Source organism: Paenarthrobacter sp. R1 (genome assembly GCF_030264015.1).
Lineage (GTDB): Bacteria > Actinomycetota > Actinomycetes > Actinomycetales > Micrococcaceae > Arthrobacter > Arthrobacter ureafaciens.
Genome location: NZ_CP127115.1, coordinates 151,102 through 164,678 on the forward strand (window position 1 = coordinate 151,102; position 13,577 = coordinate 164,678).

The following is a 13,577-nucleotide window of genomic DNA, read 5'->3' on the forward strand; positions in this document are numbered from 1 at the left end:
ACACGGCCTAATGCCGTGTGGATGAAAACAATAGGCCCCCTCCCTGACGATCCCAACCTGCACCGTGCTGCCCTGGCGTACGCCAGCGACTACACCTTGCTGGAACCCATCCTGCGCAAGCACGGCCTCGCGTGGATGACTCCGGGCATGAGCGTGGCCAGCCTGGATCACGCGATGTGGTGGCACCGACCGGTGCGGGTGGATGAATGGATGCTCTATGTGCAGGAATCACCCAGTGCACAAGGGGCCCGGGGCTTGGCCACGGGGCGGATCTTCAACCGGGAAGGACTGCACGTCGCCACAGTCGCGCAGGAGGGCATGGTCCGGATTCCGTGACCAACGACGAATGGCCGTCCCTTTCGGGGCGGCCATTCGTCGATATTACGCTTAGTCGATTTTGCGGTTAGTCGCGATTGCGATTAATCGCGGGTCAGGCGGCGGTGCGTGACTCGGTGCGGTTTTGCCGCGTCAGGACCGAGCCGTTCCACCTTGTTTTCCTCGTAGGACTCGAAGTTACCCTCGAACCAGTACCACTTGGAGGGGTTCTCGTCATCGCCTTCGTAGGCCAGGATGTGGGTTGCCACCCGGTCCAGGAACCAGCGGTCGTGCGAGACCACAACAGCACAGCCAGGGAAGTCCAGAAGTGCGTTCTCAAGGCTGCTCAGGGTTTCGACGTCGAGGTCGTTGGTGGGCTCGTCGAGGAGCAGGAGGTTTCCGCCCTGCTTCAGCGTCAGTGCCAGGTTAAGGCGGTTGCGCTCACCACCGGAGAGGACGCCGGCCTTCTTCTGCTGGTCCGGGCCCTTGAATCCGAAAGCGGAAACGTAGGCACGCGAAGGCATCTCGACCTGGCCGACCTGGATGTGGTCCAGGCCGTCGGAAACGACCTCCCACAGGGTCTTGTTGGGGTCAATGCCGCCACGGGACTGGTCCACGTAGGAGATCTTGACCGAATCGCCGATCTTCAGCTCGCCGCCGTCGAGGGACTCCATTCCGACGATGGTCTTGAACAGGGTGGACTTACCCACGCCATTCGGGCCGATGACGCCCACGATGCCGTTGCGGGGCAGCGAGAAGGACAGATCCTCGATGAGGACGCGATCGTCGAAGCCCTTCTTGAGGTTCTTGGCCTCAATCACCAAATTGCCCAGGCGGGGTCCCGGCGGGATCTGGATTTCCTCGAAGTCCAGCTTCCGGGTGCGCTCGGCTTCCGCAGCCATTTCCTCATAGCGGGCCAGACGGGCCTTGGACTTGGTCTGGCGGCCCTTGGCGTTGGACCGGACCCACTCAAGCTCTTCCGTGAGGCGCTTGGCCAGCTTGGCGTCCTTCTTGCCCTGGACTTCCAAACGGGCTTTCTTCTTCTCCAGGTAGGTGGAGTAGTTGCCTTCGTACGGGTACAAGTGGCCGCGGTCGACTTCAGCGATCCACTCGGCTACGTGGTCCAGGAAGTAGCGGTCGTGGGTGACTGCCAGGACTGCGCCCGGGTACGAGGACAGGTGCTGCTCAAGCCACAGGACACTTTCGGCGTCGAGGTGGTTGGTGGGCTCGTCAAGGAGCAGGAGGTCAGGCTTCTGCAGCAGGAGCTTGCACAACGCCACGCGGCGACGCTCACCACCGGAAAGCACGGTCACATCCGCGTCCGCCGGCGGGCACCGGAGCGCGTCCATTGCCTGCTCCAGCTGGGAATCGATGTCCCACGCGTCAGCGGCGTCAATGGCTTCCTGCAGCTTGCCCATTTCCTCAAGGAGGGTGTCGTAATCAGCGTCAGGGTTGGCCATCTCTTCAGAGATCTGGTTGAAGCGCTGGATCTTGCCGTAGATCTCGCCAACGCCTTCCTGGACGTTCCCAAGGACCGTCTTTTCCTCGTTCAGCGGCGGTTCCTGCAGGAGGATGCCCACGGTGTAGCCGGGGCTCAGGCGGGCCTCGCCGTTGGAGGGGGTGTCCAGTCCGGCCATGATCTTCAGGATGGTGGACTTGCCAGCACCGTTAGGGCCCACGACGCCAATCTTGGCACCGGGGAAGAACGACATGCTGACATCGTCCAGAATAAGTTTGTCGCCAACGGCCTTTCGGGCCTTGGTCATCGTGTAAATGAATTCCGCCATGCCGTTAAATCTAGTGGCTAGGCGGGCAGAACTCACATTTGGACGTGGAACTCACATTCCGGCGGTGGTCTGGCGCCTACCGGACGTCACCAACAAAGCATTTCCCGCTGGCGAGGACGGGAAGCACCGTCATCACCACCCCGCCGTCGCGGATTTGCCCCACGACGCAGCTGCCTCCGGCCAAGGCGGCAGCTTCCATTGCGTCGACATCGAGCCCGGTGGGCGTCCGGCTCACTGATACCTCCACGTTGCTTGCCGGTATGCCGGCAGCAACCAGGGCGCTCCGAACCGCTTCCCGTTCCGGTTTGGACGTCGTGGCGACTATTTTCTTGAGCGTGGCTTCGACAGTCTTTGTTGCCGCAGAAACTTCCGGCGCGAGCGTAGGCCCGGGGGATGCTGTCCCGGTTATGGCCGCCGGCTCGGACCCGGTGGGCTCCGATGCGGTCTGAGTGGTCTGTGCAGGCGGCGTGCAGGAGGCAAGTGCCATGGCCGCTGCGACGCACGCCAACACCATGACGCTGCGGCGTCTATGGGTCTTCAGAGGCCCAAGAGTATTCCTGCCCGGCGTTGTCCCGCTCCGTGTCATCAATTCCCCCACTCATTGCGCACTGACAGCAATCCCCCGGAACCCCTGTGGAGTTCCGGGGGTAACTGGCGCCCCAGGAGGGAATCGAACCCCCGACCGGCGGATTAGAAGGCCGCTGCTCTATCCCCTGAGCTACTGGGGCATACCGGCTGCCACGCAGGTGAAGCTGCTGGCGCCACAAAGAGTTTACAGTGCATTCCTCCCGGCCCCTGCCAAGACACCCGCCACCAACGGTCCACTGCTCCTCAACATGCTGCCCCCGCTCCGGTTATGCACATAGCGCCAAAAGGGCATCGACCCTTCCACGTGGCTGGTTGAAGCTGAAAAAGCCGGACAGGCAGTTTCCTACGTCAAAAGGATCACCATGAACGACATCCTCACCCTCCGCGGCTTCGTAGCCTCTGAGGTCAGAACCTCCACCACGGCCCGGGGAACCTCCACAGCTTCCTTCCGGCTGGGAACAACGGAGCGGCGGTACGACAGGGCCAGCAACACATGGGTGGACGGCAATACCAACTGGTACACCGTGCAATCATTCCGCTACCTGGCCGCGCATGTGGGCTGCAGCGTGAAGAAGGGCCAGCGGGTGATCGTGCTCGGAAGGCTGCGGCTCAGGCAGTGGGAGCATGAGGGCAAGGTGTACCACGTTGCCGAGGTGGATGCCGAGGCGGTGGGGCACGATCTCATGTGGGGCTCAGCCAACTTCACACGCATGAACGGCACCTCAGCGCCGGCGGAGTCAGTTGCGCTCCAGCCTCAGGACGCGGCTGAGGCTCCTGCACCTCCGGCCTCCGAGGCGGAGTGGGAATCAACTCCCGAGTCCGCGGCTCCGCCGGAAGATGACGACGTTGTGGTGAACGTTGAGACCGGCGAGGGCATGTCAGTGAACCCGCGGACAGGAGAGCTCGTGGATGCCACCGCCTGAGAGCTGCGAGTTCCGGGGCACGGGCGATGCACCGCAATGGCGGCCGCCCTCCCCGGAACGGTGACCGTCCCCGCCCTAGAGTTGAGGCATGGACAACAGCGACCTCCCCAAGGCTATTCGTTCCACCCTTCGTTCTTCGGCCGACGCCGAACGCGGGCGCGGTGCACAGGCCTATATGAAGTCCGACATGCCGTCCTTGGGAGTCCGCGTCCCCGAGGTCCGCCGAATCGTCAAGGAAGCCATCAAGCAGTTCCCGCCGCGTTCGGCGGAGGACCTTCGCGAGGCCGTCCTGGACTTGTGGCGGAATGCGGAAGTGCGCGAGGAACGTTATGCGGCCATCGATCTGACCGGCATCCGCATAGTCAGGGACGATCCCGGCATGCTGCCTGTCTACGAAGAAATCATCCGGACAGGAGCCTGGTGGGACTTGGTCGATGGTGTGGCCCACCGCCTCGGGACCTTGCTCCGCAAGCATCCGGAGACCATGACGCCGCTCCTTCTCCAGTGGTCCAAAGACAGCGACATGTGGATCCGAAGGGCCTCCATCACCGCCCAGCTGGGATCCAAGGCAGCCACGGACACCTCCCTGCTGGCCGCGGTTATCCGTCCCAACATGGACGACAAGGAGTTCTTCATCCGCAAAGCCATCGGCTGGGCGCTGCGCGAATACAGCAAGACCGATCCGGGCTGGGTCAAAGCTTTCGCCGAGGAGAATGCATCCCGGCTCAGTCCCCTGTCCGCGCGGGAGGCTTTGCGCTTGCTGTCCACGCCATGACCCCGGGAGACGCGGTCGCCCCCTAAATGATGGGGCGGGTCCCTGGCTCGTCTTAGATAATGGGGCGGGTCCCGGGCTCGTCGCGTTTCCGGAAGAGGGTCTTCGTCTTGGGGTCTACGAAAATCAGGTACACGGCGAAGAGCAAAGCGATGATGGCCGCGGCGTTCCTGGCCAAGGTGAGGGCAAGCCCAAGATCTTCACTCTGCAGGTACGGGAAGACGTCGAGTTGATCGGAGATGGCATAGACCATGAAGAAGGAGACCACAAAGTAGAGCGCCTTGACCTGCCAGTCGTTGCGGATTCCGGTCACCGCGAAAAGCGGTATCAGCCACACCACGTACCAGGACTGGATCATGGGGGCCAACAGGACGATCGCTGCGAAAGCAAGGGTCAACCGGCGCATGAGGCGGTCGTGCTCACCCCGGAAGACGAGCCATGCCACCGCGGCCAGCATGAGTACCTTGCCGGCGTCGTACACCCACTTGGCCATGCCCCAGCCGTCGAGCCCGAACACGTTCGAAATGGAAGCAACCACCAGTCCGATGAGGCCAACGGGTGCATACCAAATCCACACACTGCCGGGTGCCGAGAGGCCCTTGATCCACCCGAAGCCGAAGCCATTGACCAAGCTCATGGCATAGAGCAGCCCGAACGTCAGCGCAGCAGTCAGGAACCAGAAAAGGAACTTCCGCGGCCAGGAAGCGCCCTTACCGGCCCACAGGAGGCCAATGAAGGGAAGAAATACCACAGTGATGGGCTTGACCGAGATGGAAAGCGCCACCAGCACGATGCCGAGCACTACCCGGTGCGTGGCGCAGTAGTAAAGGCCGGCCAGGGCCAGACCGATCATCAGCGAATCGTTGTGGACGCTGGCAATGAAGTTGGTGAGGAACAGCGGGTTGGCGGCCGTCAACCACAGCGCACGGTGGGGGTTGACGCCGTGAAGTTCCGCCAGCTTTGGTACGTAGATAATGCAGAGGATTACTCCAACCACTGCCACCAGGCGGAACAGCATGATGCACGCTTCCGGCTGGACGTTGGTCACCCACACCACGAACTGTTCGATCCACAGGAAGAGCTGACCGTATGGAACGGGTGCCTCGGTCCACATCTTGTCTGCGCCCAACTGGAAGTAGTTGGGAAGGGCGGAGATCCCGTTCTCGTAGGGGTTCATCCCCTCGACCATCAGCCGGCCTTGGCCGATGTAGGCGTACACGTCCCTGCTGAACAACGGGACAGTGAACATCATTGGCAGTCCCCAGGCAACCACGGCCTGAAGGGTGGCTTTCCGGGCTTCCAAGCCCCACACACGGACCCTCTGGCCCAACCGGAGCCATGCCCTCACCAGAAGCATGCCGCCCACGGCGAGGAGCACGATCGACAGTCCGACGCCGACGCCCTCGGTCCGCATCCAAATGAAAAGGGGCAGGCGGCGGAGTTCGGAAACCGGAGCAAGCCAGCCAACCCCGAGCGAACCAACAACCAGGAACATGGAACCGATGAAACCGGCGATCAGCGGGGACTTGGCGTTGTCCACTTCCCCGGTGGCCGCATCTTGCGTCGGCGCAATTTTCCCTGCCTTCGAGGCGGCGGGTACGGGCACCGTCATGTGGTTTGCATCCAATCGTTTGCCCGGCATGTTTCGGGACGAAGTTTCGAGTCTCAAGGGCAGGTTACAGCGGGAAAAAGTCACCGCCATGTCCAAAAAATCGTACCATCGGAGCACTTGGATCAGCCTGAACGATAGGCTAGGCGCGTGCCTATTACTAATGAACGCATCGTCTGGATCGACTGCGAAATGACCGGCCTGGACCTCGTGAACGACGCCCTCATCGAGGTCGCCGCCCTCGTCACGGATTCCGAGCTCAACATCCTCGGTGACGGCGTGGACGTGGTCATCAAACCCGACGACGCTGCTTTGGAGCAGATGAACGACTTCGTCCGCGACATGCACACCCGTTCCAAGCTCCTGGACGAACTGCCGCACGGCAAGACGATGGCCGAAGCCGAAGCCCTGGTGCTTGAGTACATCGAAAAATGGGTTCCGGATCCCCGCAAGGCGCCGCTGGGCGGAAACTCCGTCGGCACGGACCGCATGTTCCTCGCACGGGACATGCCCAACGTCATTGAGCACCTGCACTACCGCGTGATCGACGTCAGCACCATCAAGGAACTCTCCCGCCGCTGGTTCCCCCGCGCCTACTTCCAAGCACCTGCCAAGCACGGCGGACACCGGGCCCTGGGAGACATCAAGGACTCCATTGATGAACTCCGGTACTACCGCCAGGCTGTCTTCGTTCCGGCACCGGGCCCGGACACGGCCACCGCGCAACGCATTTCCAAGGAGACAACCGCTTCCGCCGAGACCCTCACCGGCTCCATCGGAGTGTGATCTGCGCCATTTTTAAAGGTTTTTTCGGCGAAACCGGCAAAAGTGGACTTTGAACCCGAAAACAGCAGGTAAGCTATTTGTCGTTGCCTTCACGGAAAGCCGGTCAAACGGTCAAATCCACGAGGCACATGGTGGGCGTAGCTCAGTTGGCAGAGCGCCTGGTTGTGGTCCAGGAGGTCGCGGGTTCAACCCCCGTCGCTCACCCCACCGAGATTGGCTGGAAAGCCGGTTTCCATGAAGGCCGCACCGGTTATCCGGTGCGGCCTTCATTTTGTTTGGGACCGGCCGGCTCCAGCGGTCCGGTCGAAGGCGTCCAGCGACTGACAAGGAAGAACTGACATGACGGTCCTGCCGATCACCATCTGGGGCGAACCTGTCCTGCATCGCCGGGCCAGCGAAGTGGAAACCTTCGACGACGAGCTCCGCACCTTGATCGCCGACATGTTCGAGACCAACGAGGCCGCCAATGGGGTTGGCCTGGCAGCGCCGCAGGTGGGCGTCGGGAAGCGGATCTTTGTCTTCAAGTACGCCAACGATGACGACGCCCCGGATGAAGGCGTGGTGGTCAACCCGGTCCTGACACTTTCAAAAGTGTCCGGCGCCCTCCCCGATCCCGACGAACATGTGGAAGGCTGCCTGTCGTTTCCCGGCGAGCACTATCCCTTGCAGCGGGCCGACTGGGCACGGGTCCAAGGCTTCGACGGCCACGGCAAGCCGCTTGATTTCGTGGCGACGGGCTGGTTCGCCCGGGTAATTCAGCATGAGTACGATCACTTGGATGGCAAACTGTACGTCAACAGGCTGGTGGACCGCTATGCCAGGAAAGCCATGAAGCAGGCCAAGAAGAACGGCTGGGGTGTCCCGGGCCTGACCTGGATGCCCGGCGTGGATCCGGATCCGTTCGGACACTGACCGTGGACGCCGCACACCTCACAGGACTCCTCGAACACCTGGACATCAGGGGTGAGGATGCGCTTGAGTGTGCCGGGTTGCTCGCGTCAAAACCTTCACCGGGAGTCAGCGACGCCATCACCGCCATGGAACATAGGCTTGGGACATTCCCTTCGGAGGGCATTCCAACCGCGGGCCAGACCGAAGCAGAGTGGATCGAGGCTTTCCTCCGCTTCGCACCGACCGTTCACGAATACCACCTCGGCCTGGGCATCAACGCAGCGACGTCCTGGGCGTCCTTGGCGGACCTCGGTTTGCAACTGCGCGTCAACCGGCGCGTCCACGGCCGGTTCGGGCTGGACACCTGGGGCTGGATGACGCTGCATATGGCAGGCAATATGTTCCGCCTGGGACGGTTGCAGTTCCACCTTGTCCGCAGCAATGGCAGCGAATCCCCATCGCCATCCACTGCGGCTTCCGGCTGGGAACTGGGCGTGCACATTCCCGAAGACGGGAGCCTCTCCCCCGGGGTAGTCGATCAGGCCTTTGCTGAAGCCCGTACCTTCTTCGCCCAGCACTTCCCGGACAAACCGGTGACTGAGGCCACCTGCGATTCATGGATGCTGGACCCCTATCTCGCGGAGCACCTTTCCGCGGGCAACATTGCCTCGTTTGCCCGGCGTTTCACGGTGAGCCACTGCACCGATGCCCCCGCCGACGCCGTGTATTTCACGTTCCGGCAACGTGGCCTTGAGGGCCTGGAGGCCCTGCCGCGGAAGACTTCCCTGCAGCGTGTGGTCCTGGAAAGAATCGACGACGGCGGAAATTGGCAGCTCGGCCACGGTCGGCTGGCCCTTTAGGCCGCCCGGACGGCCGGCAGCGAAGCCGTCATCTGGGCTGACTCACAGTTTGCTGATCCGGACAGGAACCGAGCACCCGCTTCATGGCGTCTTTCTCCGCCTGGGTGACCCACAGCCGATAAGCTGCTTTGACCGAGATCTGGCGCGCTACGTAGTGGCACCGGAAGTTCTTGTTGGGCGGAAGCCAGGTTGCGGCGTCGCCGGCCCCCTTCTTGACGTTTTGCGGGCCGTCGGCGGCGATGAGGTTCAGGGGATCGTTGGCCAGCAGTTGCCGTTGTCCTGCGGAGAGCTGCTTGGCGCCTTTCTGCCACGCGTCAGCCAATGCCACCACATGGTCGATCTGCAGGGCGGCACTGGTTTTAGGTCCGCGCCGAAACGCCATCTCTACCCCGGTGTAGGGCTCTTGAAGGCGCCCTGCCGTCACCTTGCATGGTGATCCAGCGCTGAACTCCACGGCGCTCAAATCCCTGCGGAGGACGTCGTTGCGGGTATCGCACCCGTTCCGGTCAACGTCCAGCCATGCCTGCCCAAAGGCTGCCCGATCGTAGTCGTTGGCTGTCCCGCGGCCTTTGACCTCCAGCTGTTCAAGCGCTGCAACCGCGCTACGGGCCGGTACGCGTGCCGCTCCGGGGAGGGGTTTCATCCAGTCCGGATTGAAGACCGGGGCGGCACTGGGTCCGGTGTTCCAGGGGCCCGCGGCTTCGAACTGCCCTGCTGTGAAGAACCAGCCGAGGCCTGCCGCGAGAGCCGCGGACGCCGCTGCGAGAATGGCCCAGGCCAGGCGGTTCCGGCGGCGAGCCCGCGTGTAGGCAGGCCAAGTGCGGCTCAAGGAGGCTCCATCCGGTTGGTGACGTATTGCCCTTTGAGACTAGGACAAAGCACCGACATCGGAGCCTGTATCCACAGTGTGCAGGAGAAGTCACACGGTGGAGCAAGCCATGGGGTGGTTGTCGCCGTGGCTACTGTTCGCGCATGACGCGCCGCAGGTCTTCGGCGGCAACTTCCAGGAGAGTCCGCAATTGTGCAACGCGTTCATCGGAGACGTCCCCGGCGGCGTTGGCCTTGACTGCCTGGTCCAGAAGTTTCTGTGCCTGCTTGTGGTTTGCCTTCGCGACATCCAGCGCGTGTTCCAGCGTGGTTTCGTGTTCCAGCGTCGATTCGTTTTCCATGCACCCATTGTGGGCAGGTTTCCCGGCCGATTCCAGTGATCCGGCCGGGAAACCCCTGTCTAAGTACCGATGCTTAGGCGTTGGCTGCCTCAAGCACCGCAATGGGAGCGACCACGTCACGCGCAGGGAACGACGGCGGGTTGACCCCTGCAATCTCTTCCATCACGCGTACCACCTGGCAGGAGTACCCGAATTCGTTGTCGTACCAGACGTAAAGAACGAGGTTCTTGTCGGTGGAGATGGTGGCAAGCCCGTCAACGATGCCCGCACGGCGGGAACCAACGAAGTCCGTGGAAACGACGTCCGGGGAGTCGATGTAGTCGATCTGCTTCCGCAGCTGGGAGTGCAGCGACATCTCGCGGAGGTAGTCGTTGACCTCGTCGCGCGTGGTGCTCGTGGAGAGGTTGAGGTTCAGGATAGCCATGGACACGTCCGGGGTAGGAACGCGGATGGCGTTGCCCGTCAGCTTGCCCTGCAGCTCCGGGAGGGCCTTGGCGACGGCCTTGGCAGCACCCGTTTCCGTGATGACCATGTTGAGCGCGGCGGAACGTCCGCGGCGGTCGCCCTTGTGGAAGTTGTCGATCAGGTTCTGGTCGTTGGTGAAGGAGTGCACCGTCTCAACGTGGCCGTGGACGATGCCGAATTTGTCGTTGATGGCCTTCAGGACCGGAGTGATGGCGTTGGTGGTGCAGGAAGCGGCGGTGACGATCTTGTCTTCGTCAGTGATGTCGCCCTGGTTGATGCCGTGCACGATGTTCTTCAGGTTGCCCTTGCCCGGAGCAGTCAGGAGCACGCGGGCCACACCCTTGCTCTGCAGGTGCTGGGACAGTCCCTCGGCGTCGCGCCAGCGGCCGGTGTTGTCCACTACCAGGGCATCCTTGATGCCGTAGGCCGTGTAGTCCACCGTGGCGGGGTTGTCCGAGTAGATGACCTGGATCTGGACACCGTTGGCGGTGATCGTGTTGGCTTCCTCGTCCACGCGGATCGTGCCCTCGAAGGAACCGTGGACCGAGTCGCGGCGCAACAGGCTGGCACGCTTGACGAGGTCGTTGTCCGCGCCCTTGCGGACCACGATGGCGCGCAGGCGCAAGCCGTGGCCACCCCCGGCCTTCTCGATCAGGATGCGTGCCAGGAGGCGGCCGATGCGCCCGAAACCGTAGAGTACGACGTCCGTGCTGGTGCGGTTGTCAGCGCCGCGCTTGCCGACGATGTCCGCCAGTTCGGTACGGAGGAAAGCGTCCAGGGACGCACCTTCACCTTCGGCACGGTATTTCTCGGTGAGGCGTGCGATGTCGATTGCTGCCGCGCCGAGCTCCAGCTCAGCCAGTGCATTCAGCAGCGGTGCAGTCTCTTCCAACTGCAGCTCAGTGTTGCTCATCCGACGCGCGAAGCGGTGGGCCTTCAGGATGTTCATGGTGGACTTGTTGATCAGGCTACGGCCGTGGATGCTGGTGACCACGTTGTTTTCCCGGTACAGCCGGCCGATCACCGGAATCATGGCTTCGGCGAGGGCCTCCCGGCCCATCCACTTATCAAGACAAGAATCTGACGTCTGGCTCACAGAACTACCTTCCTTGGGTCAACCACATACGTCCTCGTATGCAGATGGCGTCGGCCGCCCGGAGTAGTCCTGCGGCACATGCGCCGCAGGCTTCGGTCCACCCGCAGCGCCTTGAACGAGAGCAAAGAAAATCCGCCGGCTGCGAACGCAGACCAGCGGCAGAACCTCTACGTTCGCTAACCATTCTAGGGCGCCACAGGCGCCACTTCCTCGCCGAGGGGCGTGAAATCACTCACAGCGGCGTCACAATCGGAAAGCAGGGCAGGCACAACCGAAAAGGTGCAGCCACCGCTGCAGGAAGTGCAGGGAGAGAGTGGATGGGTTGGCCGATACGCCGGGTTCTGTCATCCCCTGCCGTTGCCGGCAGAGGAGTGGCGGCCATCCATCTACGAACGCCGTTGCCGACGCCCTCCAGCAGCCTACCCGGACACTCGGGCGAGCAGCCCTCGAACGTGTCCTGTCTGGCCTTGCTCCGGGTGGGGTTTACCTAGCCTCCCCGGTCACCCGGGGAGCTGGTGGTCTCTTACACCACCGTTTCACCCTTACCTGCGCTTGGTGCGGGCACCAGAACGCGGGCGGTCTGTTCTCTGTGGCACTGGCCTGCGGGTTACCCCGAGTGGGCGTTACCCACCACCCTGCTCTGCGGAGCCCGGACGTTCCTCGAGCCACTTGCGTGGCGCGCGACCGCCTGGCCAACCCATCCGCCCTTCAGTCTACCGGCGTCAGGCGCCCGCCCAGTCACCGGTAATATCGACGGGTGCTGATTCTCCTGCCGCCTTCCGAAGGCAAGACCCCCGCTGCCAAAGGCCCTGCCATTGATTGGGAGGCGTTGAGCTTCCCGGAACTGAACCCTTACCGGGCCAAGGTGCTGGACGCATTGGGAACGGTCAGCGCCCACGAGGACGCCCTCGCCTTGCTGGGCGTCGGCGCCTCCTTGCGGGACGACGTCGAACGCAATACCCGGCTGCACGCCGAACCGGCGGCGCCTGCCCACCAGGTCTATTCGGGCGTGCTGTATGACGCATTGGGCTTTGGCACCATGACACCGACCCAGCGACGGAAGGCAACGGAGTCCATCCTGGTGGTCTCCGCCCTGTGGGGCGCCATTGGCTTTGGCGACCATGTGCCCGCCTACCGGCTGTCCATGGGAACCGCACTGCCCGACGTCGGACGCCTCGCCTCCTACTGGAAACCCCAACTGACGGCCGCCCTCGCCGGCCGCACCGAGGGGGAACTGCTGGTGGACTGCCGCTCCAGCACCTACGCGGCAGCCTGGGCTCCCCCGCCGGCGCAGACCGTCTCTGTCAACGTGTTCACGGAGGCCAACGGCAAGAGGACCGTGGTAAGCCACTTCGCCAAGCACACGCGCGGCGAACTGGCCAGGCACCTGCTGACACGTCGCGGAAAAACACCGGCCACACCTGTTCAGCTCCTCAAAGCCACCCAGGAGGCGTGGACCGCCGAACTTGTTGAGGGCACTGCACGCAAACCGCACGCGCTCAACATCATTCTGAGGGGCTAGTCGACTAGTTCCACTCGGCGGACCGGACCAGGATGCATCCCGAATCCGGGCAGAAGACGATCTCGTCCTCGGCGGCTGCTTTCACTTCTGCGAGGTCGCCGGGGCTGAGTGTCATGCCGGACCCCTCGGACTTGCCGTGGAAGAGCCGGGCCGCACCTACGCCGCGCTTGGCAATGGTCTTTTCGTAGATCGCGAGCATGGCGGGGTCCAGGGTCTCCGCAAAAGCTGCCCGTTGTCCGCGGACAACCGCCTCTTCCGCGGCAACCTCCGCGATGGCCTCATCAAGCTCGGCCCTGATGGCACCAAAAGATCCTTGGATGTCGTCCACGATCGCCTGTTGCGCTGCCTGCCGTTCCCGCAGTCCGTCCAGGCGTTCAAGGATCTCCAGCTCGATGTCTTCCAGGTCCGAGCGGCGCTTGTTGAGGGAGGCGATATCGTTCTGCAGCGCAACCAAGTCCTTGGAAAGTCCTGTTCCGCTGTTGAGCCGGGCCTCGTCCCTGTCAATCCGTGAAACCACCTGCTCCACGTCAGCTTCCGCGCGGCGCAGCTCCGCTTCGGCGTCGTGCACGGCCAGCTTGGCCGCACCGAGTTCGCCGTTGGCCACGGTGAGGGCATCAGTCAGGTCCACGATCCGGGAATCCGTCTCCAGGACCTTCCGGCGCCCGGCCAACGACTTCAGCTTGGCGTCTAGTCCCTGCAGATCAAGCAATTTCAGTTGTTCTGCCGGTGCTGCTTTCGCCACGCTTACCTCCGCTGGTCTGTGCTTTCCCTACGGTTTGCCCGTATGTTCCTAG

13 protein-coding genes, 2 tRNA genes, 1 other RNA gene and 1 pseudogene are annotated in these 13,577 nt (G+C 62.9%); 8 read left to right on the plus strand and 9 right to left on the minus strand.

All coding sequences use genetic code 11. From position 1 onward, the window contains the following. Positions 1-9 precede the first annotated feature (9 nt). Positions 10-336, plus strand: a pseudogene (locus QN084_RS00710) (acyl-CoA thioesterase); the annotation flags it as partial. A gap of 83 nt (positions 337-419) precedes the next feature. Here the strand turns inward: QN084_RS00710 and ettA are convergent. The 3 genes from ettA to QN084_RS00725 all read right to left on the minus strand — a co-directional run bounded on the left by ettA (position 420) and on the right by QN084_RS00725 (position 2,830). Continuing rightward, positions 420-2,102, minus strand: coding sequence for an energy-dependent translational throttle protein EttA (gene ettA, locus QN084_RS00715; RefSeq protein ID WP_031215996.1), 1,683 nt, complete (start codon positions 2,100-2,102; stop codon positions 420-422). Positions 2,103-2,178: 76 nt separating this feature from the next. Further along, entirely contained in the window at positions 2,179-2,616 is a 438-nt protein-coding gene (locus tag QN084_RS00720; protein WP_021470713.1) for a DUF6993 domain-containing protein, read from the minus strand. 138 nt (positions 2,617-2,754) lie between these two features. After that, positions 2,755-2,830: transfer RNA gene (locus QN084_RS00725), tRNA-Arg, on the minus strand. A 222-nt stretch (positions 2,831-3,052) separates the two neighbouring features. Between QN084_RS00725 and QN084_RS00730 the strand changes: the two genes are divergently transcribed. Both QN084_RS00730 and QN084_RS00735 read left to right on the plus strand, forming a co-directional pair. Then, positions 3,053-3,613 carry a single-stranded DNA-binding protein gene (locus tag QN084_RS00730; protein WP_021470714.1) on the plus strand — a complete coding sequence of 187 codons (561 nt, stop codon included), beginning with the start codon at positions 3,053-3,055 and terminating at the stop codon, positions 3,611-3,613. 88 nt (positions 3,614-3,701) lie between these two features. Continuing rightward, positions 3,702-4,388, plus strand: coding sequence for a DNA alkylation repair protein (locus tag QN084_RS00735; protein ID WP_021470715.1), 687 nt, complete (start codon positions 3,702-3,704; stop codon positions 4,386-4,388). A 52-nt stretch (positions 4,389-4,440) separates the two neighbouring features. Here QN084_RS00735 and mptB read toward each other — a convergent pair whose 3' ends face one another. After that, positions 4,441-5,997 carry a polyprenol phosphomannose-dependent alpha 1,6 mannosyltransferase MptB gene (mptB, locus tag QN084_RS00740; protein WP_021470716.1) on the minus strand — a complete coding sequence of 519 codons (1,557 nt, stop codon included), beginning with the start codon at positions 5,995-5,997 and terminating at the stop codon, positions 4,441-4,443. A gap of 189 nt (positions 5,998-6,186) precedes the next feature. Here mptB and orn point away from each other — a divergent pair, with 189 nt between their 5' ends. The 4 genes from orn to QN084_RS00760 all read left to right on the plus strand — a co-directional run bounded on the left by orn (position 6,187) and on the right by QN084_RS00760 (position 8,531). Then, entirely contained in the window at positions 6,187-6,780 is a 594-nt protein-coding gene (gene orn, locus QN084_RS00745; RefSeq protein WP_021470717.1) for an oligoribonuclease, read from the plus strand. Positions 6,781-6,911: 131 nt separating this feature from the next. After that, positions 6,912-6,987: transfer RNA gene (locus QN084_RS00750), tRNA-His, on the plus strand. Between the two features lie 132 nt (positions 6,988-7,119). Continuing rightward, entirely contained in the window at positions 7,120-7,692 is a 573-nt protein-coding gene (gene def / locus QN084_RS00755) for a peptide deformylase (protein WP_021470718.1), read from the plus strand. Positions 7,693-7,694: 2 nt separating this feature from the next. Further along, positions 7,695-8,531 carry an acyltransferase domain-containing protein gene (locus QN084_RS00760; RefSeq protein WP_069696370.1) on the plus strand — a complete coding sequence of 279 codons (837 nt, stop codon included), beginning with the start codon at positions 7,695-7,697 and terminating at the stop codon, positions 8,529-8,531. Between the two features lie 28 nt (positions 8,532-8,559). Here the strand turns inward: QN084_RS00760 and QN084_RS00765 are convergent, their stop codons facing one another. The 4 genes from QN084_RS00765 to rnpB all read right to left on the minus strand — a co-directional run bounded on the left by QN084_RS00765 (position 8,560) and on the right by rnpB (position 11,961). Next, complete coding sequence (locus tag QN084_RS00765; RefSeq protein ID WP_021470720.1) at positions 8,560-9,360, minus strand: HNH endonuclease family protein; 801 nt, start codon at positions 9,358-9,360, stop codon at positions 8,560-8,562. A gap of 130 nt (positions 9,361-9,490) precedes the next feature. After that, positions 9,491-9,700, minus strand: a complete 210-nt coding sequence (locus tag QN084_RS00770) for a hypothetical protein (RefSeq protein WP_021470721.1) — start codon at positions 9,698-9,700, stop codon at positions 9,491-9,493. A gap of 73 nt (positions 9,701-9,773) precedes the next feature. Beyond that, the gene (locus QN084_RS00775; protein ID WP_069696369.1) at positions 9,774-11,225 is read right to left on the minus strand and encodes a glyceraldehyde-3-phosphate dehydrogenase; all 1,452 of its coding nucleotides are present in this window, start codon (positions 11,223-11,225) and stop codon (positions 9,774-9,776) included. A 350-nt stretch (positions 11,226-11,575) separates the two neighbouring features. Further along, an RNA gene (rnpB, locus tag QN084_RS00780) (RNase P RNA component class A) lies at positions 11,576-11,961 on the minus strand. Between the two features lie 57 nt (positions 11,962-12,018). On the opposite strand from rnpB, the gene QN084_RS00785 reads away from it, so the two are divergent. Further along, complete coding sequence (locus QN084_RS00785) at positions 12,019-12,783, plus strand: YaaA family protein (RefSeq protein WP_021470723.1); 765 nt, start codon at positions 12,019-12,021, stop codon at positions 12,781-12,783. A gap of 4 nt (positions 12,784-12,787) precedes the next feature. On the opposite strand, the gene QN084_RS00790 is transcribed toward QN084_RS00785, so the two are convergent. Beyond that, the gene (locus tag QN084_RS00790; RefSeq protein WP_069696368.1) at positions 12,788-13,525 is read right to left on the minus strand and encodes a zinc ribbon domain-containing protein; all 738 of its coding nucleotides are present in this window, start codon (positions 13,523-13,525) and stop codon (positions 12,788-12,790) included. Between the last annotated feature and the right edge of the window lie 52 nt (positions 13,526-13,577).